The organism is Undibacterium sp. Tian12W (genome assembly GCF_049339405.1).
Classification (GTDB): domain Bacteria; phylum Pseudomonadota; class Gammaproteobacteria; order Burkholderiales; family Burkholderiaceae_D; genus Undibacterium.
In genome coordinates, this window is record NZ_JBMPPK010000021.1 from 111,923 (window position 1) to 134,978 (window position 23,056).

General features: G+C 49.7%; 20 protein-coding genes. 16 read left to right on the forward strand and 4 right to left on the reverse strand.

The window, feature by feature from the left end; all coding sequences use genetic code 11:
* Positions 1-8 precede the first annotated feature (8 nt).
* From ACO0LI_RS24235 to trmB, 15 genes are all read left to right on the forward strand, one after another.
* Positions 9-428 (forward strand): hypothetical protein, encoded by a 420-nt coding sequence (locus ACO0LI_RS24235; protein WP_422953803.1) that lies wholly within the window; start codon positions 9-11, stop codon positions 426-428.
* A gap of 2 nt (positions 429-430) precedes the next feature.
* Entirely contained in the window at positions 431-1,282 is an 852-nt protein-coding gene (locus ACO0LI_RS24240) for a hypothetical protein (RefSeq protein ID WP_423035876.1), read from the forward strand.
* Between the two features lie 148 nt (positions 1,283-1,430).
* Positions 1,431-2,786, forward strand: coding sequence for a hypothetical protein (locus ACO0LI_RS24245; RefSeq protein WP_422953801.1), 1,356 nt, complete (start codon positions 1,431-1,433; stop codon positions 2,784-2,786).
* Complete coding sequence (locus tag ACO0LI_RS24250) at positions 2,773-4,323, forward strand: hypothetical protein (RefSeq protein ID WP_423035878.1); 1,551 nt, start codon at positions 2,773-2,775, stop codon at positions 4,321-4,323. The genes ACO0LI_RS24245 and ACO0LI_RS24250 overlap by 14 nt, the downstream gene beginning before the upstream one ends.
* Positions 4,317-4,595 carry a hypothetical protein gene (locus tag ACO0LI_RS24255; protein WP_423035880.1) on the forward strand — a complete coding sequence of 93 codons (279 nt, stop codon included), beginning with the start codon at positions 4,317-4,319 and terminating at the stop codon, positions 4,593-4,595. The genes ACO0LI_RS24250 and ACO0LI_RS24255 overlap by 7 nt, the downstream gene beginning before the upstream one ends.
* A gap of 3 nt (positions 4,596-4,598) precedes the next feature.
* Complete coding sequence (locus ACO0LI_RS24260; protein ID WP_423035882.1) at positions 4,599-5,030, forward strand: hypothetical protein; 432 nt, start codon at positions 4,599-4,601, stop codon at positions 5,028-5,030.
* Positions 5,030-6,610 (forward strand): hypothetical protein, encoded by a 1,581-nt coding sequence (locus ACO0LI_RS24265; RefSeq protein WP_423035884.1) that lies wholly within the window; start codon positions 5,030-5,032, stop codon positions 6,608-6,610. Before ACO0LI_RS24260 ends, ACO0LI_RS24265 begins: the two co-directional genes overlap by 1 nt.
* 130 nt (positions 6,611-6,740) lie before the next feature.
* Positions 6,741-7,022: a hypothetical protein gene (locus ACO0LI_RS24270; protein ID WP_422953796.1), complete on the forward strand. Its 282-nt coding sequence runs from the start codon at positions 6,741-6,743 to the stop codon at positions 7,020-7,022.
* Positions 7,009-7,491, forward strand: coding sequence for a glycoside hydrolase family 108 protein (locus ACO0LI_RS24275; RefSeq protein WP_423035886.1), 483 nt, complete (start codon positions 7,009-7,011; stop codon positions 7,489-7,491). Before ACO0LI_RS24270 ends, ACO0LI_RS24275 begins: the two co-directional genes overlap by 14 nt.
* Complete coding sequence (locus ACO0LI_RS24280) at positions 7,484-7,906, forward strand: hypothetical protein (protein WP_422953794.1); 423 nt, start codon at positions 7,484-7,486, stop codon at positions 7,904-7,906. The genes ACO0LI_RS24275 and ACO0LI_RS24280 overlap by 8 nt, the downstream gene beginning before the upstream one ends.
* A 75-nt stretch (positions 7,907-7,981) precedes the next feature.
* Positions 7,982-8,227 carry a hypothetical protein gene (locus ACO0LI_RS24285; protein ID WP_423035888.1) on the forward strand — a complete coding sequence of 82 codons (246 nt, stop codon included), beginning with the start codon at positions 7,982-7,984 and terminating at the stop codon, positions 8,225-8,227.
* Positions 8,228-8,433: 206 nt separating this feature from the next.
* Entirely contained in the window at positions 8,434-10,077 is a 1,644-nt protein-coding gene (locus ACO0LI_RS24290) for a hypothetical protein (protein ID WP_423035890.1), read from the forward strand.
* The gene (locus tag ACO0LI_RS24295; RefSeq protein WP_423035892.1) at positions 10,074-10,439 is read left to right on the forward strand and encodes a hypothetical protein; all 366 of its coding nucleotides are present in this window, start codon (positions 10,074-10,076) and stop codon (positions 10,437-10,439) included. Before ACO0LI_RS24290 ends, ACO0LI_RS24295 begins: the two co-directional genes overlap by 4 nt.
* Positions 10,440-11,022: 583 nt before the next feature.
* Positions 11,023-12,396 carry a hypothetical protein gene (locus ACO0LI_RS24300; protein WP_423035894.1) on the forward strand — a complete coding sequence of 458 codons (1,374 nt, stop codon included), beginning with the start codon at positions 11,023-11,025 and terminating at the stop codon, positions 12,394-12,396.
* A gap of 660 nt (positions 12,397-13,056) precedes the next feature.
* Complete coding sequence (trmB, locus tag ACO0LI_RS24305) at positions 13,057-13,773, forward strand: tRNA (guanosine(46)-N7)-methyltransferase TrmB (RefSeq protein WP_423035896.1); 717 nt, start codon at positions 13,057-13,059, stop codon at positions 13,771-13,773.
* A gap of 44 nt (positions 13,774-13,817) precedes the next feature.
* Here the strand turns inward: trmB and ACO0LI_RS24310 are convergent, their stop codons facing one another.
* From ACO0LI_RS24310 to ACO0LI_RS24325, 4 genes are all read right to left on the reverse strand, one after another.
* Positions 13,818-17,672 (reverse strand): EAL domain-containing protein, encoded by a 3,855-nt coding sequence (locus tag ACO0LI_RS24310; RefSeq protein WP_423035898.1) that lies wholly within the window; start codon positions 17,670-17,672, stop codon positions 13,818-13,820.
* A gap of 282 nt (positions 17,673-17,954) precedes the next feature.
* A complete protein-coding gene (locus ACO0LI_RS24315; RefSeq protein WP_423035900.1) occupies positions 17,955-20,462 on the reverse strand; it encodes a DEAD/DEAH box helicase in 2,508 nt (835 codons plus the stop codon).
* Positions 20,449-21,240, reverse strand: a complete 792-nt coding sequence (locus ACO0LI_RS24320) for a fumarylacetoacetate hydrolase family protein (protein WP_423035902.1) — start codon at positions 21,238-21,240, stop codon at positions 20,449-20,451. Before ACO0LI_RS24320 ends, ACO0LI_RS24315 begins: the two co-directional genes overlap by 14 nt.
* Before the next feature lie 33 nt (positions 21,241-21,273).
* Positions 21,274-22,323, reverse strand: coding sequence for a MerR family transcriptional regulator (locus ACO0LI_RS24325; RefSeq protein ID WP_423035904.1), 1,050 nt, complete (start codon positions 22,321-22,323; stop codon positions 21,274-21,276).
* A gap of 348 nt (positions 22,324-22,671) precedes the next feature.
* Between ACO0LI_RS24325 and ACO0LI_RS24330 the strand changes: the two genes are divergently transcribed.
* Positions 22,672-23,056, forward strand: a 385-nt coding sequence (locus tag ACO0LI_RS24330; RefSeq protein ID WP_423035906.1) for a DUF4214 domain-containing protein, incomplete at its 3' end; no start/stop codon positions are given.

A 23,056-nucleotide genomic window follows, 5' to 3' on the forward strand; every position in this document is an offset into this window, starting at 1 on the left:
GAGACCGCATGGCAGCGAATCAAAAACCTATATTTCCATTGACACCCAAATTTCCGGCGACGATGCCGCCAGTAATTACTGTGGCCAATACTGCCAAAGATGGCACAGGTACGGTGACACAAATTTCTGCCTCTGCGGGTGTTAATGGCGCATTCGTTGAGAGCGTCGAGGCACTTCCAATTGGTACAAATACAGCGTCAGTTTTACGCATATTTCTGAATAATGGTTCTACGAACACTGCAGCTTTAAATAACATACTTTGGGAAGAAGCGAATTTGCCAGCTACCACTTTAACTGAAATCTCAGCTCAGACGAAGGTTGTGATTCCTGTTAATCGTGCTATTCCAGCAGGATATATCTTGTATGCCACGATTGGGACTGCGGTAGCTGCGGGCTGGCGTGTACGTGTGCATACAGGGGATTACTAATTATGACCGGGTTTACAGGTTTTGTTGGGGCTGCGCCACGAGGGGCAGGTTTTCAGGTATTTAAGGCGTCTGGAAATTTTCAAGTGCCCATGGCCAACTATTATTTAGTTGATGTGTTTGGTGCCGGTGGTAGCGGTGCAAGTATCGCAACTTATGCTTCTGGCGGCGGTGGAGGGGCAAGACATAGGTCTATGATTCCAGCGCAATTGATGAAGCCTGGGACTGTGGTTCCAGTGATCGTAGGAGCTGGGGGAGGAGCAGTAACAGGCGGTGTAGGTGTTGGAAATACGGGGGGGAAATCTGCTTTCGGCTCATTAGTATTGGGATTTTTAATCGAAGCATATGGTGGGGGAGGAGGTGGGAATAACTGTGGTGGTGGTGGTGGTGGCATTTGCGGCATTGGAACTAGCGATGGGGTAGGCGGCTTCCCAAATAATCGCTCCTCAAACGGCTTGATTACTAATTTGAATTGGAACGCAATTAGCGATTTAGGTGGTGCAAATGCTGATCCGGCGGGATATGGTGGAAATGCAGTGTGGGGCGGTGGCTCTGGTTCGTCAACAAATATAGGATTTGCCCCTGGAGCGAGTCTTTTTGCTGGCGGCGGTGGAGGGGGGGGCTGGTCGCAATATCGAGGCGGTAAATCTGGAGCATATTCTGGGGTAGTGATTGCAAATAGCATCAATGGAATATTGCATGCATTGATGGGAGGGGCTGGCTCAGGAGGAGCTTCTGCGCAATCAACTAGCCTCAATGGATATGACGGTGGTTTCCCATCAGGTGGCGGAGGTGGAACTGATTCTGGTACTTCCGGAAAAGGTGGTGATGGTTTGGTAGTTATTTACTGGTGGTGATGATGAAAAGTTCAGAGATTGAGAATGGTATCGTAGTGAATATCGTTCTAGGTGTGGTAGCCGGCTACATTTCTTGTGACGATACTGTATCGATAGGCGACCATTGGGACGGTCAGGTATTTACTAAATCGAAAGGATAAGGGTTGCCATGGCACAAAATAATACCATTGAAATTGGTAGTGATCCCACCAAACCTGCCAATCAGCTCGGCAAAAACAAGTCAGCTGACTGGTACACGCCATTTGGACGAGTTGGTGACCAGGCTGGCATGGACTACTGGGACAAGGAAATTGCTAGCAAAGGGGAGGCCGAAGCGCACCGTGCATTTTATAATGCTGCGTCCAAAGACATGCAGATGGGTAAGGGCATAGGTGCGGATAGTATACAAAACAATGCTGGAGGAAGTACTGCAAGCAATTGGTATGCCCCCTTTGGTAAGGTAGGTGATCAGGCAGGTATCGATTACTGGAATAATGAAATAAAAAATAAAGGATACGATGTCTCTCATAATGCTTTTCTGATTGCTGCAGCTCAAAATGCGGTAAATGGCAAGGGAATAGGAAGTGGGGATTTGGCCTCCCCTTCCGTAACGACGACAGGCAATTCGCAAGTAGTCCAGCCAGCACAGCAAACATTGTCAAATGGCAGGCCTCAGTCAAATGAACAATACATCAATTCAAATGGATCATGGATTAAAAACCCCGACTTTGACCCATTGGCTGAAGTGCGCGGAAATGGCGGCTTCATGGCTGCTTACGCCAAGGATAATTCGATAGCCAACAAGATGGGTTATGCGCAAAACGGCGTTGGCAACGCTGGCTATGATCCAGAATTTCTGCGTGCGACAAGACGCCAGATGGATTTGGCTGGCGGGATGGATAATTTCTTTGGAAACACAATGAATTCCACGCAAGAGCAATTGAATTTTCAAAATGCGCTACGCGGCATTACTGACGATCCATTTGCGGGCCAAAACTTGAGTGATGCATCTGCGCAATCAAGAGTGCAGCAATACATGCAAACTCATCCTGATTATGTGCCAGTCAATACCTATCGCGGAGAGGCGCCGCGCCTGCCTGGTGACATCAATCAGGACACTGGCTTAAAAACTATGCAGGGTGTCTCAAATCAAAATCCATGGGTCACGAATAAAGGTTTTGTGCAGCAAATGCCCTGGCAAAGACCGCAACAGTCGCAATCTGCATACCAGTCGCCACAGCAAAGCAATCCATATCCAAATCTGCAGCCATTTCAGCAAACTGAGGCATATAACAGTGCAGTGAACGTAAATTGGGCAAGTCCTAATCAGTCTGTTCAGAGTAACTGGGGACAGCAAAATATGCCAAATCCTTATGGTATGGGGAACAATTCACAAAATACATATGACCGTCAAAATAATTTTCAAAATAACTTCCAGCAGCGTGGCTTGTTAAATCAAGGGCAGCAAGTTGCTTCAAATACTCAAAACCGTTACGGCTTACTAAGCGCATATGGCTCTCGTTAAAATACAAAATGTGGGGCAATTTGGTGTCAACAAGGATTTGTCGCAGCATGAAATACCTGTCAATGCCTGGACAGATGCGCGCAATATTCGCTTTCTGGATGGCTATGCTTACCAGTTTTATGGCCATGGCGAAGTATATAACTCACCAGCTGTCGTGCCGCAGTATGTGCTACCAGTGACAATTTCGGGCAACCGTTACTGGGTATACATGAGTGCCGCCAAATCACATGCGGTGACTTATTCTGGTGGTGTCGTGACTCATACCGATATTACACATGCGACACCCAGGGCGGGTGTGATCAATCAATGGACCCATGCTTTGCTTTCAGGTCTGCCAATAGTAAATGTTGGAGATGCATTAAGAATCCCGATGTCCTGGGACTTGAATATGGCAAATAAATTTGTTGATTTACCTAACTGGCCTGCAAACACCTATTGCAAATCATTACGGGCGTATAAAAATTTTTTGATTGCCATGAACCTGACTGTTGCCGGCACGAATAAACCATTTCTGGTGAAATGGTCGCATCCGGCTGATCCTGGTGCTTTTCCAGTAACCTGGGACGCTGCCGATGCCACCAAGGATGCGGGTGAAGTTGATTTGGCAGAAGCAAACAGTCCAGTTGTCGATGGTTTGCCTTTGCGCGATTCTTTCATCATCTATACTGAAAATTCGACCCATCGTATGGATTTTGTCGGCGGACAATCGATGTTCCGGTTTTCCAAAATCCTTGGCATGTCCGGTATGCTCAACCGTAATTGTGCAGTTGAGTTTGATGGCTGGCATTTCGTGGTTACTGGCTCTGACGTCATTGTTCACGATGGGCAAACAGCAAACTCGGTGCTGGACAAGCAGACACGCAGATTCTTTTTTCAGAATATTGATGTCAATAGCCGTGGCAATGTATTTGTATTCAAGAATCCATTTCTGAATGAAATTTACCTGGCTTATCCATCTATAGGCTCTACAGTCTGTGATAAGGCCATGGTATACAATTTTATTGACAAGACAGTCTCATTTCGCGATTTGCCTAATGTGAATCATGCCAGTTATGGTGCTGTATCGAATGATCTTGGTGGTACCTGGGCACAGGATTCTGACTCCTGGGATTCTGACCTGACATTCTGGAGTGGCCCCGATTACACGCCGGATACTGCTCGCGTCGTTATGGCGTCGAATGATCAAAAACTGTATATGCTCGATGCCTCCGCTTCCTTCAACGGCAGTTTGCCCAGTGCTTTTCTGGAGCGACGGGGTTTGTCATTTGATACTCCTGAAAGCATTAAACTGGTGAAGGGCGTGCGCCCACGCATTGTTGGTAATGCGGGTGAAACAGTCAAGGTCAGCGTAGGGTATGCCGACACGCCTTATGATGAGCCAGTATGGGTCACAGGAACGTATACGATAGGTTCTACTGTAGCCGTTGATCTGTTTGCCAGTGGTCGCTATATCGCGCATCGCTACGCATCGGGCTCTGCATTTCAATGGCGACTTGATTCGGTTGATCTGGACGTGGATATCATGGGGGCATGGTGAGAGCAAGTAATTCAAACACGGTGGCTTATGCGCCATCAAAATTGCCAGATGACGCTGCTGAAATGCAGCGTTTTTTTTCGTCTGAACTTCAGAAAATAGCCACAGCCATTGCTGGATTATCGGTCGGCCATCTAGACAAAACCACAGTTGCCCCTGCCAAGCCCAGAGATGGTGACATTCGCTACGCCGACGGTAGTTTGTGGAATCCTGGATCTGGCGTTGGCTTGTATTACTACAAAGGCGCAAGTTCAACCTGGGTATTTTTAGGATAAGTCATGGAAGAACTGAAAAAGCCTGATGCGCTGGCAAGGCTGGAGACTTGCCTCAAGCAGGGCCCGCAGATTGATCTGAATACCGAGCATTGTTTGTCGGGGGGGATGTATGCGCGAACTATACACATACCAGCCGGCACGGTGCTGGTTGGTACTACGCACAAAACAGATCATCTGAATGTTGTTTGCGGCGATATTTCGGTGTCAACCGATACGGGCATGCGACGGCTAAGTGGATATTGCGTTTTGCCTACCAGGGCTGGCATGAAGCGAGTGGGCTATGCGCACGCAGATACAATATGGACAACAGTGTGCAAAACGGATTTGCTTGTCATTGAAGAGATAGAAGATGAATTGGTGGAAGAGAGTGATCAGCTTCAGACCAGACAACATCTTATCTCAACGAAAGAGTTGAAAAAAATGGAGGAATCATAATGTCTTTTGCAGCGGTAGCAGGTGGCGCGGCGAGCGCCTTTGTTGGTGGCCTCATGAAAAGTGGTGGCGGAGGTGACGGAGGTAGTAGTTCGGGCTCGCAAACACAAATTGTCAAACAAGAGCTTGATCCACGTATCGCTGCCATTTTGTTTGGATCGGGTGAAAAAGTTTTAAAAAAAGGAGCTGTACCAACAGGGGCAGATGAATACGGGAACCCCATTTACAAACCCGAAGATTATCAAACCAGTGGAGGCTTGCTTGAGCGGTACCAAGCCTTGCTGGACAAGCCGCAAAACGAAGGGCTGCGTTTATATGGGCAGGCTGCTGACAACTATCTTGGCACCAATTCTGCCTGGGACATGGGGGAAGCGAGGGATTCGGCTTTCAGGTTGATGAAGAATGCTTATGACCCTGTCAGCATGCAAGCCGCACAAAGTGCTTATACCATGCCCATGAATGCGGCCTTCAGCCAAATGCCGCAAGGCTATCAGGCGGCAACTTCTGGCCTGGCACAAGCGGGCCCTGCGGCCATGATTAACGCTCCTGGGCAAAATAATCTCGGTCTGGGCAGGGCTTTTCAAGACGTGATTTATGGCGACCTTGGGAATAATACTTATCTGGCTGGCGCGATTCAAAAGGGCCTAAATCAAAGTTCGGCGCAATTCCAGAATCTGCAAAGCGATGCGATGCAACAGTTCAAGGAAGACATCCTGCCTTCCTTGCGCGGTGACGCTATCGCTAACGGCCAGTATGGTGGGTCGCGTCAGGGTATCGCAGAGGGAAAAGCTGCAGATTCCCTGGCGCGCAATATGAGTCGTGCCCTGTCACAAGTCGGGCAAAACATGACAGATGCTGCAGTTGCCGCACAATCCGGGCAATATACCCAGGATAGACAAAATCAACTGAATGCTGCCATGGGACTGTCGGGCCAGCAATATAACGTGGCTGGACTTGATGCAGGTGCAAAAAACCAGGTCAATCTCAGCAATGCACAGATGGCGAACAACAATAATCAATTCAATGCGACAGCGCAGAATAATGTGCTGTCGCAGTTATTTGGCGCTGCCTTGCAAACCAATCTGGCCAATGCGGGTTTCCAGCAACAAGCTAACCAGAATAATTATCAGGGTATGCAATCGACCAATATGGCAAACCTGGGTAATCGCCAGCAAGCCAATATGCAAAACGCTGCGTGGCAACTGAACAATAACCAGCTCAATAGCCAAAACAAACTTAATGGTATTAATGCGGTTACTTCATTGATCAACAATGCCTATGGCATTGCTAATAATCAGAATGATTATGCGCTGAACCAGGCTACCAGAATCAACGGATTGCTGTCGCCATATATGGGGGTCAATGGTACGACAACAACGAATGGGACATCGACAAAATCGAGCCAGGGAAGTGATATGGGATCGAGTCTGCTGGGTGGCCTGGTAAAAGGCGTCGGTAATATTTTCAATGGCCGGGGTGGGGGTAATGCTGGCAATGGTCGCGGCAGCCCTGACTCGAATAATTCTTCCAATAATGACGAAGAAGATGACTATACCACTTGGGAGCCAGGAGACATTGCCTGAGATTTGATTACCTTATCGTGCATCAAATTCATGCAAACCCCTTTTTGAGCGTAGAGAGAGTATTACCTATCGATTCCACTTTACTTTCTTCCTCCTTATAGACGTCCTCTTATTTACAAGAGCTTTACTCATGAATATTCCCGAACATGCCAAAACTGCCGCCAGCCAGGTGGCTGAGGCGGTTACCAATAACCCGAAAACTGCCCTGGCAGTGCCGGCGATTACGACAGCAATTGCTCCCGTGACTTCAATAGCCGAAATTCAGGGCTATTTGTCGATTGCATCCATGCTCATAGGCATAGCCATTTCACTGATCCTGCTGCGCCAGCGCTGGGTCAGTCTGCAGACAGCAGAAATAGAACGACAGGAAGCAGAACAACGATGGAAGGAACATCAGCATGAACAACTTTGATCTCTGTATTGCCCCGGTGCTGAAAAACGAAGGCGGTACCAGCAATCACCCTCTGGACAATGGCAAACTGACGCGGTTTGGCATCAGTCAGCGCAGCTACCCAAAACTAGATATTGCAGCGCTCACTTTGGAGCAAGCCAGGGCGCTGTACAAGCGTGACTTTTGGGATGCCCATCAACTGGATCAATTTCCGCTGACTATCGCTTTTGAATTTTTTGATTGTGCCGTCAATTGCGGTACTGGCACAGCAGCCAGACTGCTGCAACGCGCCCTTGATATTGCAGAAGATGGCATCATCGGCCCCGTTACCCTGGCCGCAGTTGCCAGTATCACTCCCGACAAACTGGCCAGGCGCATGCTGGCTTATCGCATCAAGTTTTATACCAAATTATCCAACTGGCCCACATTTGGCGCTGGCTGGATGAATCGTCTGGCAAACAACGTCTTATGGGAGAGCGATCATGCTTGAAAAAGTTAATGCAGTCATCAACTTGTTCCGCAAAGGAAGCGAGGTCAGCAATGTGGAAGCCTGGAAAAATCGTGGCATCTCGGTCGCAGCCCTGGCCGCAGCCATGGGCGCGTTGGCGCAATTTGGCGATGCCTTTGGCATCCATGTCGCCATCACACCAGAGCAACTCAATGGCCTGGCTGTTGGTATTGTTACCCTTGTTGGCATCGTGCTCCCCGTCATTACTTCTAAACGAGCCGGTCTATTGCCGGCAAAAGCCAGTCAGCATGCTCCAATCGAAGATCATAGCTTCAGCGATGGCGTGCCATCAATATCAGCATCTGTGGCAACAGGCGAAGTGCAGCACCAGCCTCAGTCCGCAATGGCAGACAGCGATAACCCCCTTGCCGGGCTCGACACCACATTCCGCGGCTGACACGGCGCGCGACTATCTCAAGGCTGTCAAAGGACTCACCATTACCCATCAGTGTAAAATCTAAAGGATAGTATTATGCTGCAAATAGCAAGCACCATCTTGCAAGTCATCGCCTTTCTGGCCGAACATAAAGAGCAAATCAGAAAGCTGATACTTGACATAGAAAATCTCATTCCCGCCACAGCAGGCAACAACAACGCGCTGATCGCACGCAACTTCATTGCCACCGGTCTTGGCATAGAAGCCCAGATTGAACAGGCCTGGCCCTATGTCAGTGGCCTGTTCAATGACCTGGTCGCAGCGACGAAGCGTCCGGCCTGATCAAATCTGCCATGTAATCACAGTGACTTAGCTTGACGAGCAAACCTTCTGCTTGTTTTTACTTTCGTTTCTCATAACACAAATTCCTGACTTTTTAAAAACCATGCCGACAGGCAGGATGCTGTACGCCTGTTCTGTCGGTACACGTCACTTTAACCTGTCGGTGGCATGCAAGCGCAAGTCACAACCAATATCAAGAGGAAGACATGCTTTACAATCCTGACGAAGATGATTCAGAATTTACTGAACAATATAAGAGCTTGAAACTTGATGACGACGCCAGTTCTTTGTATATGCTGAGCGACCCGAGATTTAACTCTAGAATGCTACCGGCTTATACTGAAGCGCAGCGTGATTTTGGCTATCGATTACCTGTCTCTGACAGCATTGCAGTGATTCCCGTCGCCCCGCCAGAACGGGGCGCGATAGATGACGATACTGAACTTGCCAAGTCCAATTTCTTGCGATCAGAAAAAGCTGGCTATCAAACTGGTGCCTTTGACGGGAGAGATATGAGCCGTGCTGGCGACACCATGACGGCACTGTTCAAAAAGAACTATGGCTATACACCAAGCGCAGGCGAGTTGATTCAATATGCCAGCCTGAATGGTTTGCGCAGCGCACATCAACTGGATGTGAATCGGGTAATTAACAGCCCAAGCATAGACAGGCTGCATCAGGTTGATGTGAACCCGGAGCAACTCAAGGATTATTTGGCCAGAAATGATTATTTTGTTCAAAAGCGCAGAGAGGCTACACAAAATGATCCGTTGACCAATGGTTATTTGTGGAAAGCATCACAAGCAGAGAAGAATGCTGACCCTTATTATCAGATGACAATGGCAGCAGCCGATCGCCGGCCAAGTTTAGAAAACGCGGCACGACTTGGGCTTTATACGGATGCTCGCCTTTCTCAAGCCAGTAACTCTTCGCTTGTCGGTGATGAAAAATCCCATACAAATGAAAACCTGGTGACCCCTGGTAATCTAAGTCGTCGCTTCGCAAAAGGCGTAGGAAATGGACTGCTGGATACAGTTTGGCAGCCAGTTGCAAATACAATAGATTTAGGACAGGTGGCTTTGGGACTGGCTTCAGGTGATCGATACGAACCGAAATGGCTAAGTTCAATAGGAAAAAATTATGAAGCTGGGATGGGCAAGGGCGAAGTTGCATTACGGTCTGTAACTGGCATTCCTGTTGTGGGGCAAGTGTTAGGAACCGGGTTGACAAGTTATGATATGGCTGGTGCTGCTCTTGATGGGCGATGGGGTGACGTAGCGGAAAATGCCGGCGGTGTTACGGCGGGCTTCGCTACAAGTAAGGCAATTCAACGCAAGTTTGCGCCAGAAGCTGGTGCAGAATTAGGGTTTTACAAAGTGCGCCCTGAGATAGAGACGACAGATCCAATGGTCAGTCCAGGTAGATTGCTGGAGTCACTTCCTTCGAACCAAACGCCAAACTTCACTTCTGCGGAGCCAGTTTATGTGGGTGGAAAAACGCTGTATCGTGTATCAGACAATGTGAGAACCTCACCGGTTGGTGCATATTGGGCTACAGAGCCACCTCCCAAGAGCTTGGGAAAATGGCGGAACAAATATGCAATATTGAACGAATGGGGTAATGATGGTACTGTGGAAGGAAGTTGGACACCTAAAGGCGGATGGGCGTGGGGTGGAGAAGCCGCTCCTCAGGCAATAACAGGCCACCATACGGAAAGAGCAATTTTGGGATCTAAATTCCGATATGGCTGGTTACAACCCGGAGGCGGCTATCAAATTTACGTACCTGACTCCAGGAAAGTGATCCCATTTTCCGAAATTTCTACAAAATCAACTCCATGGAGTAAATGAAATTGGATAAAAGATTGCAGGAAATAGCTTCGATACTCAATGAGCTGAGGGCGTTGCGGTCATACTTGTTAAGCCTCGGGGATGAACATAAATGGGTTCCAATCAAGTGGATAAATTCAGATCTGGAAATAATTGAACCCTTGTTAAATGATCGTTTCTGGCCACCGATCTGGTGGCGATTTATGGCGATAAATGCTGCTTTAAGTGGCACAATCCGTAATTTTCACAGGCTCGATGGTGACGGGAGCTTTCACTTTGTAGAGAGCTCACGCCCAGGTTTTATCGAGGATAATTTTCCAATACGCGACAAGATCATGGCTTGGGTCGATAAAATCAAAGAAATGCAATTGAAAACCACATAGGGTTCGATACGCCAATCTGAATGTCGTATGCAGCTTATTCTGACGGAAAGTGAATCGGGTCAAAAACGGTCCAAGCCCCGATAGCTTGCGTCAGTTTGAAATGGGTCCGGATCAGTTCAAGGACTATTTGGGCGACAACTTCATCTTTGTTTAGAGGTTCAAAGAGGCTCTACAAAGTCATCTTCTGACCAATGTCTAGTCAATGCCTGGTTACAAGAGTAACTGAGGGTAAAAAAACTGACACGATTACGTCCGTGCTAACGAAGCGATAAAACTGAGGTTTTCGCAGGATTTGCAGCGTGCAATATCTATGAGTCAGGCGAATTCATTCGCTTGAATTTGTTGTATCTGGACGATACCAGCAAAACAGTCATCGTAAGGCGGGCGACATGAACATGAGTGCTCCGCCCCATTTTCATTCTGCTTGCTTTGCGCATTTAGCGTAGCCGAGTAAACATAACTTCCCCCAAGTTTTAATCATGCATGTCGACAGGCAAAATTTTTTTTGCCTGCCCTATCGACGCAGAGAAAAACTTGAGCTGCATATGCAACTGTATGCAGCAATCAATCTCAAGAGAGAATAATGAGTATATATAAGCCATTTAAAGATGATGAACTTGAATTGTATGACCCGTATCAGAGAGATTTAAGACTTTATGATAATAACGATTATCTGGATGACCTGAGCAGGCTTGATTCAAAATCAGCTGTGCTGCCTGCAAACGCAGTTGTGCGTCAAGCTTGGGCTTACACGTCGCCAGACTCTGACGATGGCAGTAATAATGCGGTACTCCCGTCGGTTATCCCCGGGCACGATTGGGAGCAGCCAATTTTTCTTCGTTCTCCACAATCTTACGATCAAAATCCTGACGATTATCCCCGAAACGATGATCTCAATCTAATTGGAGGAGGTGCCATTCCAACAGTGGTTCGTGGACTGTTGGCTATGAACGGACCTGACAATCGCCTTGATTCCTATTCCAAAAATTTATCAGATCGCGCTCAGACACTGTTGTTGAATGACAGTAATGACGGGGATTATATTGTAGATAATGAGCCAGACAATGGTCGTAACGATGCACGCGTAAGTCCGGGTATTCCAGACGATCATTATGACAATACTCGTTTAGACGGACGTGAAGTTGACGATAATTACAAGCCTCAAGCCGTTCCTTTGGTTTCCAGAAAGTTGAAAGTCAAGCCAGTTGATAAGCCGGAGATTAAATCTGGACCCTTGCCGCCAGAAGTGCTTTTTTCCAGAGCTGATACCTTATTTAATGCAGCAAACTGGGCTCGCTCACAAGGCATGAAATCTGCAGCAGACGAGTATCAGAGAGACGCACAAGCGCATCTGTATGCAGCGAATGCAGAACGGAATCGCTTGGCGAATGTGCGGATAGAAGGCGCCTCCTCCAGTTACAGGAGTATTCCCGTGAATCCGTTTTATCCTGGATGGGGTACTGGTGAAGCACAGGCAGGCATTCCCAGCGGCACGAGCCGCTTACCAGATGGTAGTTACGGTGCTGGTTTGTATATGGGTCTTGGTGGAGAGTTTGAGTTGGGTCTGGAAAATAATCGTGTCACTGATGTCAAGCTAGGCTTGGGAGTTGGGGCAGGAGGGCACGCACATTTAGGCAGCAAAAAAATAAATAAAGATATCTTGAGAGGACCTGGTGGTAATTGGAAAAATGATCTTGATTTTCTTAATTATGGACAAAAACAGTTGCCCGGCGATTTTAGAGTTGGCCCTAGTTTGACTTTAGGTGTTGGTTTAGGACCGGTTGGTGTTGAAGGCGCAATGTCTGGCGGAGTATACTCAAACAATGACGGCAATAAGGGCGGTTTTTTCGAAGTAAAACCAAGTATGACAGTTTCTCCCGCTGCGCTTAAGGCTCAGGCTGAGGCAAAGTTGAATATTATGGAATTTGCATACAAAAGAAGGAATGAGCAGAAATGAGGCCATTAAACACGTGGTAGAAAAATCATTGAGGGAGTGATGATCCCGAACTGAGTAAACGCAGCTTTGCGAAAAGACATTCCATCGCAGTGTTTCTTATATTTATGGGCGTATTTGGTAATTTTGCTCTTACGTACCTATGCTTGCGTATTTTTAACATATTCAAAGTTGATTATGAAAGCAGTGGTTTTGTTTTATTCAATGCAGTAGCGATTGCCTCAGGAGTATCTTATTGCCTGTCTCGATATCGTTGCCCAAGGCGCAATAAAATACCGCAATCATTGAGGCTGATGAGACACTATTGTTTCCAAAGAAATGTCATTATTGTGATGCACCATTAATACCTGACAGTCGATGGGCGCAAGATTGAGGGCTTGATTAAGCTGCCATTATTCAGCCGGTATTGAGACGTTGATTTGGCGGGGCTACGAGCGTCAAAGCTTTTGGATAGCGGGTTTGGCGACCATGCGCCGCTTTTGGGGCGCTGGTTTAATCGATGTTAAGTGATTCGGCCATCTGTTAAAATGCGGTATTTCGAGAAATACGGGTTGGCTTTATAAAGTTGGCCGATGTGGCGTTATGCAAATGATTGTTGTAGTTTTTGCTTCTTTTCCTCCCTTATTTCGTATCTGAAACTCTTCCACTTTGTTGATTTCCCGTATGTCTGATTCCAAACCTGCTGACGGTGCCAAGCCGATGTTTTATGACCCTACCGAGCGCCGCATCCGTAGCTTTGTCACCCGTGCCGGACGCTTGTCTGATGCCCAGGCCAGGGCGATAGAAAGCCTGAGCCCGCGTTTTTGCATCCCTTACCAAAAAGCGCTGCTGGATGTGGATGCGGTATTTGGCCGTAATGCGCCGACCGTGTTTGAGATTGGGTTTGGCATGGGGGAGACCAGTGCCAAAATTTCTGCTGGCATGCCAGAGAAAAATTTCATCGGCGTTGAGGTACACACGCCGGGTGTGGGTAGCCTGCTCAAGCTGACGGACGAATTGGGTTTGCAAAATCAGCGCATCATCCAGCATGATGCCTTTGAAGTGCTGACAAACATGATCACGCCAGCCTCTCTGCATGGCATACACGTGTTTTTCCCTGATCCATGGCACAAGGCACGTCATAACAAGCGTCGCCTGATACAGGGCCCGCTGGTGGCCTTGCTGGCCTCTCGTCTGGCACCTGGCGGCTATCTGCACTGCGCTACTGACTGGGAAGACTATGCAGTGCAGATGCTGGAAGTATTGAGCGCGGAACCCACACTGGAAAATACTGCTGACGGCTATGCGCCGCGACCTGATTACCGTCCTGTGACAAAATTTGAAAACCGTGGCTTGCGCCTTGGTCATGGTGTATGGGATCTGGTATTCCGCAAGAAGTAAGCGCGGTCAGTATCAACTGTGCATTTTGTTTGCGTGCTAGCGGTTTACTGCAAGACTTGCAGAGCGGGTCTTGTACGCAAGTCACGCCAGCGCGCTTCTGATTTCCAGCGTACCGACCATTCTACGAACTGGTCTGCAGGCATGGGGCGGGCAATGCCATAGCCCTGTGCGAGGCGGCATCCCAGTTCCAGCAATTTGGCCCCATGCGCCATTGTTTCTACTCCCTCAGCAATGACTTGACGGTCAAAAGCACCTGCCAGACGGATCACGCCTTCGACGATGTCAAGGTCTTCGACATCGGTCAGCATATCACGCACAAAGCTCTGGTCTATCTTCAGCGTATCTACCGGTAGTTTGCGCAGGTAGGTCAGGGACGAATAGCCGGTACCAAAATCATCGAGTGAAAAATGTATGCCTAGCTGGCGGCAGCGGTTAAGAATGGCGACAGCTTGTTCCATATCGGCGATGGCGGCAGTTTCCAATACTTCCAGTTCAAAATTACTGGCCTGGAAGTAAGGATGCACCCGCAAGGCTGCTTGCAGATAATCGCAAAACTCTGGTGCCAGCAAATGATGGGCACTGATATTGGCGCTGACCCGGACGGCAATGCCACGCAATTGCCAGTGATAGGCTTGCTGTATCGCTGCCCTGATGACCCATTCTCCCAAAGGTTTTTCCAGTTTGCTGCCATAGATATGTGGCAAGAACTCTCCAGGCGCCAGTATGCCGCGGTTAGGATGCTGCCAGCGTATCAGGGCTTCTGCACCGACTATCTCGCCACTGATCAAATCCACCTTGGGTTGGTAGTAGAGTATGAATTCATCGTGGTCCAGTGCAATCTCCAGCCTTTCCAGCACTTGCCTGCGCTGCTGCGCCTTGCGGTCATTTTCAGGGTCAAACAAATGATAACGATTTTTCCCGGCTTCCTTGGCCTGGTACATGGCATGGTCGGCATGCCGCAGTAAGGTGTCGGCATCGACATTATCGTCGGGGTAAAGGCTGACACCGATGCTGGCCGAGATGCTGATTGATTTTAAGTCTATCTGTATGGGTTTGCTGACGCCAGCCAGGACGCGGTCGAGTACCATGGCACTTTCTTCGGCAGAAGAAATGTCTGACAGTAGCACCGCAAATTCATCACCACCGAGGCGAGCCAGAGTATCGTCAGCACGCAAGACATGCTTGAGGTTTTCAGTTACGCCTATCAACAAGCGGTCGCCACTGGCGTGTCCGTATTTGTCGTTGATTTCTTTAAATCCATCCAGATCAAGAAAGCAGACCGCCAGCGATTTATTGGTGCGTTTGGCACGGTTGACAGCCTGGCTCAAACGGTCTGCCAGCAGACGGCGGTTAGGGGCGCCTGTCAATGGATCATAATGCGCCATACGGTCCAGCTCGGCTTCATGGGTCTTGAGTTCACTGATGTCAGTAAAGATACCAACATAGTGCTGAATCTCACCAATTGCATCCCTTACAGCAGAGATGGACAGTAGCTCAGGAAATATTTCACCATTCTTGCGCTTGTTCCAGATTTCACCACGCCAGAAATCATCTTCTTTCACCGCTTTCCACATGTCCGCATAAAAGCTGGCAGCGTGACGGCCAGATGCCAGTATCCTGGTTGATTTTCCATAGACTTCTTTGTCGGTATAGCCCGTGATGCGGGAAAACGCTGGATTGATCTTGGTGATACAACCCATGGGATTGACCACCATGATGCCCTCGAAGCTGCTGGAAAACACGGTAGCTGCTTCACGCTGCGTCAGTTCCAGCATTTTTTGTTCAGTGATGTCGGTATGGGTGCCTGACATGATGAGGGGTTTGCCATGCTCGTCCCAGGCTACTACTGCCCCCTTTGTCAATATCCAGCGCCACTCCCCGGATTTACTCCTTAAGCGCAACTCCAGCTCATGGCTGGCCGTTTGTCCCTTGATATGCCTGTCGAGTGACATATGCGATGCCTTCACATCGTCTGGATGGATATGGTCTGCCCAATGTTCAGGGCTGACATTCATTTCACCAGGTTCATAGCCCAGCATAGTCTCCCAGCGGGCACTGACCTTGAAGGTGTTGCTGAGCAAATCCCAGTCCCAATAACCGAGGTCTGAGCCTAGCATCACGCGCTCCAGTCTTTGCTCCCTTTTCCGCAATTCAGCTTCGATGAGTTTTTTTTCATTGATGTCAGCCAGCGTTCCAACGATACGAACAGCCTTGCCATCAGCATCACGGCTAACCACGCGGCCGCGTGTATGCACCCATTTGACTTCACCTTGTTTGGTCAGCAGACGATATTCAAAATCGATATCGCCGCAGTATGGGGTATTGTAGTCAGCGATATGTTGCAAGACCATCGGCAAGTCTTCAGGATGAATTTTACGTTTGAGAAATTCCGGGTCCTGGCTCTCTTCACTTTCCGTATAGCCCGTCATGTCAAAATAACGCTGCGAACGATATACCTTGTTGCTGGGTACATCCCAGTCCCACAGCGCTTCACTGGTGGCAGCCATGGCCATTTGCAGACGCTCTTCACTGGCTTGCAATTGCATGGCGACGACCTTGCGGTCAGTGATATCTTGTACGCTGCCATGCAGCCTGATCAATTTTCCTTCTGCATCCTGCAAGGCTTCGCCACGGGCGATGATCCAGCGATGGCTGCCGTCTGGCCTGACGACCTCGGCATCACAGGCATAAGGTGTAAATGTCTTGATCGCTTGCTCAACAGCATCTGCCAGCCTGGCCCAACTCACTGGCGTGAAGTATTGCTGTACCTCAGGATAGACAGCCGGTGGCAGGGATGTGTCGCGCCCATAGATCAAATACACTTCTTCCGACCAGGTATGTACGTCAGTGCGTACATCCCAGTTCCAGCTACCGACTGCTGCCAGACGCTGCGCCACTTTCATGGCGGCTTCACTTTCCTTTAAGGCGGCTTCAGCTTCCTTGCGCTCAGTGATATTGCGGGCAATGCCAAACAAACCCTGCACTTTGCCAAACTTGTCCAGCATGGGGCCCCTGGTTACCATGAATACCAGGGCTTTGCCATCAAGGGTAGTGATGGATTCGTCATGCGACTGTATTGCTTTGCTGGCGATAACTGCACGGTCTACTTCTGCAATCATGCGTGCCGATTCTGGCGGGAACAATGCATGGTCATCCCGACCTATGACTTCATGTAAAGGTTTGCCGGCTAATTTGATGACAGATTCATTGGCGAGGACATAGCGTCCCTTAAGGTCCTTGACGAAAATGGCGTCCGGGGTACCGCTGATGATGGCTTCCAGTAAATTGCGGCTATTCTGCGCCTTCGATAAGGATTGCCGTAGCGCTTCACTGAGCAAGCTGACGGCGATACCGTTAACAATAAGAAAGCCCAGTTGCAGCACATCCTGAGAAGTTTTGATCGCAAAACTGTTCAATGGGGGAATGACGAAATAGCTGAGTCCCAGGCTGGCAATCAGGGTAGACAATAATCCTGGCCCCAGGCCACCCAGCATCGCACTCAGGATGATGGGCAAGACAAACATGATCAACATGGGTCTGTTTTCAAAATTGGGTGCCATGGCGACACGCAATAGCAAGACAGACAAGGGCAGGGCGACCGCCATCACATAGATGGGCCAGCGCACTTTGTATTGTGGATAAAACACTTCCAGCAAAGGGCTGCCAGAAATTTCTTTATCATGAAACGGAAATTGGGGCACAGCCCGCATGGCCAAAAAAAACAAGGATGTCGTGATAATGACAAAGAACACTCCCTTGATCGTCGAAAGCCAGGTCACTGCTGCGATATTGCTGAAGCTAGACAGCAAGCTGTCCGACAAGATTATCCACGCCAGCGCAAATAGCAGATACAGTACCGTGACGATACTGATATAGCGATTGCGCGAGGTAGTCATCATAAAAAACCTGCCGTTTCAACATCGGTAAGGAAGTGAAGCCTGGTGTTATGAATATTGCCGTATGGAATTATTTGCTAGCCTAACATGCCTGAATGCCACTTACTAACAAGATGTGCTAAGTGTGTTTTTTTGTCAATGTACAAAAAGGCAAAATTTGTAAAATTGACATAAAAGAGACTGGAAACGTAAAATCTGTTTTTGCTGGGTGCCGGATATGTGTCTTCAGGTCTTAGATTATCGCGCACGTCACTGCATAAGTCTCCACGTACGTTACCCCAGACCTCACATCGCAGTGGCACTCAACGGTGCCAGCAAGGCCTGCAAGTCTTCTGCACTGAATTTACTGGCGAAAGCAGTGTCACTGCCCAGCACACCTTCTGCGAGAGCGGCTTTGCGCGCCTGCAAGCCCAATATGCGTTCCTCTATGCTGCCTTCGATCAGCAATTTATAGATGAACACGGCTTGTTCCTGCCCTATGCGGTGGGCGCGGGCATTGGCTTGCTCTTCTACCGCAGGGTTCCACCATGGGTCCATATGGATGATGGTGTCTGCCGCCGTCAAGTTCAGGCCGACGCCGCCTGCCTTCAGGCTGATCAGCATGATGGGTACTTGCCTGTCCTGGAAGCTGGCGACTACCGCACCACGGTCTGCTGTAGCAGTTTTGCCAGTCAGCATCAGATAATTCAGACTCATATCCTTCAGAGCTGCGGCTATCAGTTCCAGCATTTCAGTAAATTGCGAGAACACGAGGATGCTGCGGCCTTCCTCCACCAGCGCAGGCAGCATGTCGCTCAGCATTTCCAGCTTGGCTCTTTCCATTTCTGGCGGCAGATTCTGGCCTTTCAGCAAGGCGGGATCGCAGCAGACCTGGCGCAGCTTCAACAGCGCATCAAGTATCGTGATCTGCGCCCCATCAAAGCCCTTGCGTTGCAAAATGCGGCGTACCTGTTCATCCGCCGCGACACGCACGCTTTCATATAATTCGCGCTGTTTGCCCTGCAGACGCAGGCGCTTAATGACTTCGGTACGGGGCGGTAACTCTGTTGCCACTTCATCCTTGCGCCTGCGCAGGATAAACGGACGCACCCGCTGTGCAAGTAACTGGGCCCGCAGGGTTTCGCCATTGACTTCTATGGGTTTGCGCCACAGGCGTGAAAAACTGCGCATGTCGCCCAGAAAGCCCGGCATCAAAAAATCAAACTGCGCCCATAGCTCGCCCAGATTATTTTCCAGTGGCGTGCCTGTCATGCACAGCCTGTGTCGCGCATTGATCTGGCGTACTGCATCGGCACTGCGGCTGGCGGCGTTCTTGACTGTTTGCGCTTCATCAAGGATCAGTAAATGAAATTCCTGCGCCTTCAATACTTCCAAATCGCGCCATAGCAAGGGGTAAGTCGTCAGCACCACATCTGCCTGTTTGATATCGGCAAACAAGTCTGCACGTTCTGGCCCTTGCAGTGTCAATACACGCAGGGCAGGGGCCATGCGTTTAGCCTCGGCCTGCCAGTTGAAAATCAAGGAAGTTGGCAACACGATGAGGATAGGGATATCCATGCGGCCCTGCTGCTTTTCTATCAGCAAGTGAGCGAGCACCTGCGCGGTTTTGCCCAGACCCATATCATCTGCCAGTATGCCCGCCAGATGCTGCTCGCGCAGGTATTGCAACCAGGCTACGCCATGCAATTGATACGGACGCAGCGTCACGCCCAGGCCATCGGGCGCAGCGACTGCACGCGGGCCGCCAACTTGCTTCAGGCGTTGCGCCAGGCTGCGCAAGCCCATATCGCCCTGCAATTGCCAGCCACCGTATTCTCCCGCGCGCGCAGGTTGGCTATCAAGCAGACTGACACGCAAGGCTTCCAGTCGGTAGCTGTCCCAGGCCGATAAGGCCACTGGTCCTTCCATCTGTGGCCGGTCAGTCAGCAAGTCCAGCATATGGATGACGATGGCTTTCAGCGGTGCTGCCATGGCGTCAATGCGCTTGCCACCGGGTGCACGCAATTGTATGACGGCCATGTCATCAATCAGGCGTATCTGCCTCGCATTCAGCCAGCGCGTATCGCGTTGCAACAGGTGCGCCAGCATGGGCACGAGATCCAGCACTTCGCCTTCGATTTCTATCCCCAGACTCAGCATCCATGAACCTTCACGCGCAGGCAGGCCTAACGGGGTGATGATCTCGTTACGGCCACGCATGCGTGATGCCACCTGCTTGCCAGTGATGGCACCCGTACTTTCATCAATAATCAGATGCCAGGCATCGACAGGCACGCTCTCATGCGCAAAACCGGGGCGCACCACGACTTGCCAGCCCAGCGCCTGCATCTCCGGCAATTTCTCTGCCCAAAAGTCGGCAAAAAATCCTTCTTGTACCAGACTCCAGAGCGGGCCAAAATTTTCTGCAATGCTGTCGTTACGCCATTGCAGGCTGGCTGCTGGCAGGGGTTGCAGGGCGATATCCCAGACCTTGTCGAGTGCATCCGCTTCTTCACCCAGATCACGTAGCAGGCTCAGTGGCTTACCATCGTCATCATGCAGCAGTTGCGTGGAATGCGGCCTGCGGTTCAGCAAGGCAGTGGGTGCCGGGGTTTGCCAGCGCAGGCCGCTGTCTGTGTGATACAGCCAGTCGATTTCCACCACCGTGACACTGCCACCACGCGGCCCAAAGTCACCGCTGGGTTTCATACCCAGCAAGCCATCGCCTCTGTGCAGGGTTTGCAAAGTGATACGCGGGCGGAAATGTCCTGTTACTTCAGGCAAGCCACGCGGAGCTGGTTTATTTTCCTTCAAAGGCAGCCCGTATCAAATCCAGTTCACCAAACTGCACCTGGATATCTGTGCCAACAGGCACGGTCGGGCTGCCTGCATATGATCCGGTAATGACAGCCTGGCCTGCTTGCAGACCCAGGCCTTTGCTCCGCAAGAATTCTGCCAGCCAATACAGGGGCAGGCGCGGCATGCCAGCAGGGTGTTGTCCATCCAGCGAGATGTCTGGTTGGCCAGCAATACTTAGCGTTATGGATAGCTGGGTGGTTTGCTGTGCCAGTTGAGTATCAACTGCAGGGCCGAGCAACAAGCCCTGATTAAATAAGCCATCCGCAAAATGGTCATAAAAAGTCAACTGCTCCGGGTGCGTATAACGGCTATCAATCAATTCCAGAGCCAGCCTGGTTCCCGCCACCGCAGCATCCACATCTGCTGGCGTGTAGGGTGCAGCCCTGGCGGGTAAATCATGCGCCAGGATGAAGGCCAGTTCTGGTTCTATTTTGATCTGACCCTCTCTGGCCCAGACCTTGCAAGTGTGCTCGCTGGCTTCGTGCACGTCACTGGCATAGATCGGTGCCAGCACCCACTTATCTGGCGCAGCAGACGTAGGCAGGCCGCATTTCCAAGCAGCGACAGGAACATCAATGAGCTCGCTGAGTGCGCACTGTATTGCAAATGCTGTCACCAGATTATCTGGACGAATTGGCGCAGGCAGGGCATCACCTTGCGTGCCATTTTGCCGCCGCTCAAGCAGAATGGTGGCGGCTTGCAGGTGACTCGCTTGTATGCTTGACTGACTCATGATGAGAATAAGCAAAAAACTAAAACAGGCATTTTATCGCGCCATCGCCAGTTTGGTTTGATGGCTGCTCAGGTTTTGCAAAGCCGACTGCAGATAGTTGAACAGACGCTGGTCGATACCCATGCGCAATGCCGGCTGCTCAGCAAAAGCCTGCTGGATTTTCTTTTGCAGGCTGATGCTATTGCCTGCTTTTTTCAGCGATAGGGATTGCCAGGCTTCTGCCAGTTCCTGCACTTTGGGGTGGTTGGTGCGCGTACCTGCCGTACATTCCAGCTGCAAAGTTGCGATCAGTGCTGGCCATGCTGCCGCATCTGTCACACTATGCTCGCGCAAAATCTCCATTTCAACCACGTCGCAGTAAGCTGCATACAAGGGCAGGGTGGCACAGGCCAGGGCGCGCACCATGTAGTCAAGCGTAGGCTGATCCAGTCCGGAAAATAATTGCAGTGCTTTTTCTTCGCTTTGCATTTGATAAAACTTGATCAGTATTGCTGCATCACCACCGCTTTCATCCTGCATGCATCGCAGCCAGCGCTGACTCAATGATTGCGCCAGCGCATCCTGTGGCGACACCTGTTTTTCCATTAACTCATGCAAGGCGTGGATGAGGGCAGATTTATCCGCAGTATCTATCGTCCCCATGCTTGCACGTTGTCGTCGCAAAGCCGCAAGTTCGGCTGCTGTAAAATATTTTTCGCTGTGTACAGTCATTTCCAGTGCAGTCAGCCAGTCATCAACGACAGGTAACTGCGCTCCTTCCAGATGCGCAGACAGGTGGAGCAAATGATCACGCAAGGCCAAAGCCTCGCGCGCCTGTTTTTCCATCAGACTGATTTGCTGCCGGACAATGTCGCCTATGCTGACGCTTTGATCATCCAGTATCGCCCGTATTTCTTCCAGTGACAGTTGCAAACGGCGCAAAGCCTGTATGCGGTATAGTCGCAACACGTCTTCATCGCCGTACAAACGGTAAGTGTTGTCAGCCCGCGCCGTCGGGCACAGCAAGCCTATCTTGTCGTAGTGGTGCAGCGCACGCACGGTCAGGCCAGTGCGCTTTGCCAGTTCACCTATTTTCAGTTTCATTGTATGCGTGTGTCCCTGTTTTGCTGCTGATGATGAATTTGATTACAGATATTGATCACAGCCGATCATAAAGCCTGACCCTGGGTCAGGCTCAATCGCAAAATTTCATGAAAATCCGGGCATGATTTGTAAAAATTCAATCAAAATGCATAAATTTTGTGCATAAGTGATACAGAATTTAAACAATTGTTACATTTTACGGCATAGCCACAGTAAAACATTTCTCATGGAAATGTAACTTTTCTATAATGGCTTGATAAATAATGCTAAATTTGCATTTAAATAACATTCTCTTGTTTCTAAGTCTTCTTTGTAAATCTAGTTTGTAAATTTTGTCTGGAATTCTAAATGGCCAACACATCTGCTGATATCCAAAAGCTTTACATCGCCTACTTCAACCGCCCAGCAGACCCAAATGGTCTGGCTTACTGGATGGCTCAAGGTTTCACACTGAACCAAATCGCCGACAGCTTCTCCAAACAAGCAGAATACGCCACAGTATTCGCTGGTAAAACGACAGAAGACACCGTCAACACCATCTACAACAACCTGTTTGGCCACAAAGCTGACGTAGCAGGTCTCAACTACTGGACAGGCCAACTGCTCAACGGCAAAGTCACACTGGGTCAAGCCGCTCTGGCCATCCTCGGTGGTGCTACCGGTGCAGACAAAGTTGCCGTTGACTCCAAAGTTGCCGCTGCGACATCCTTCACAACAGCCATCGACACCAACG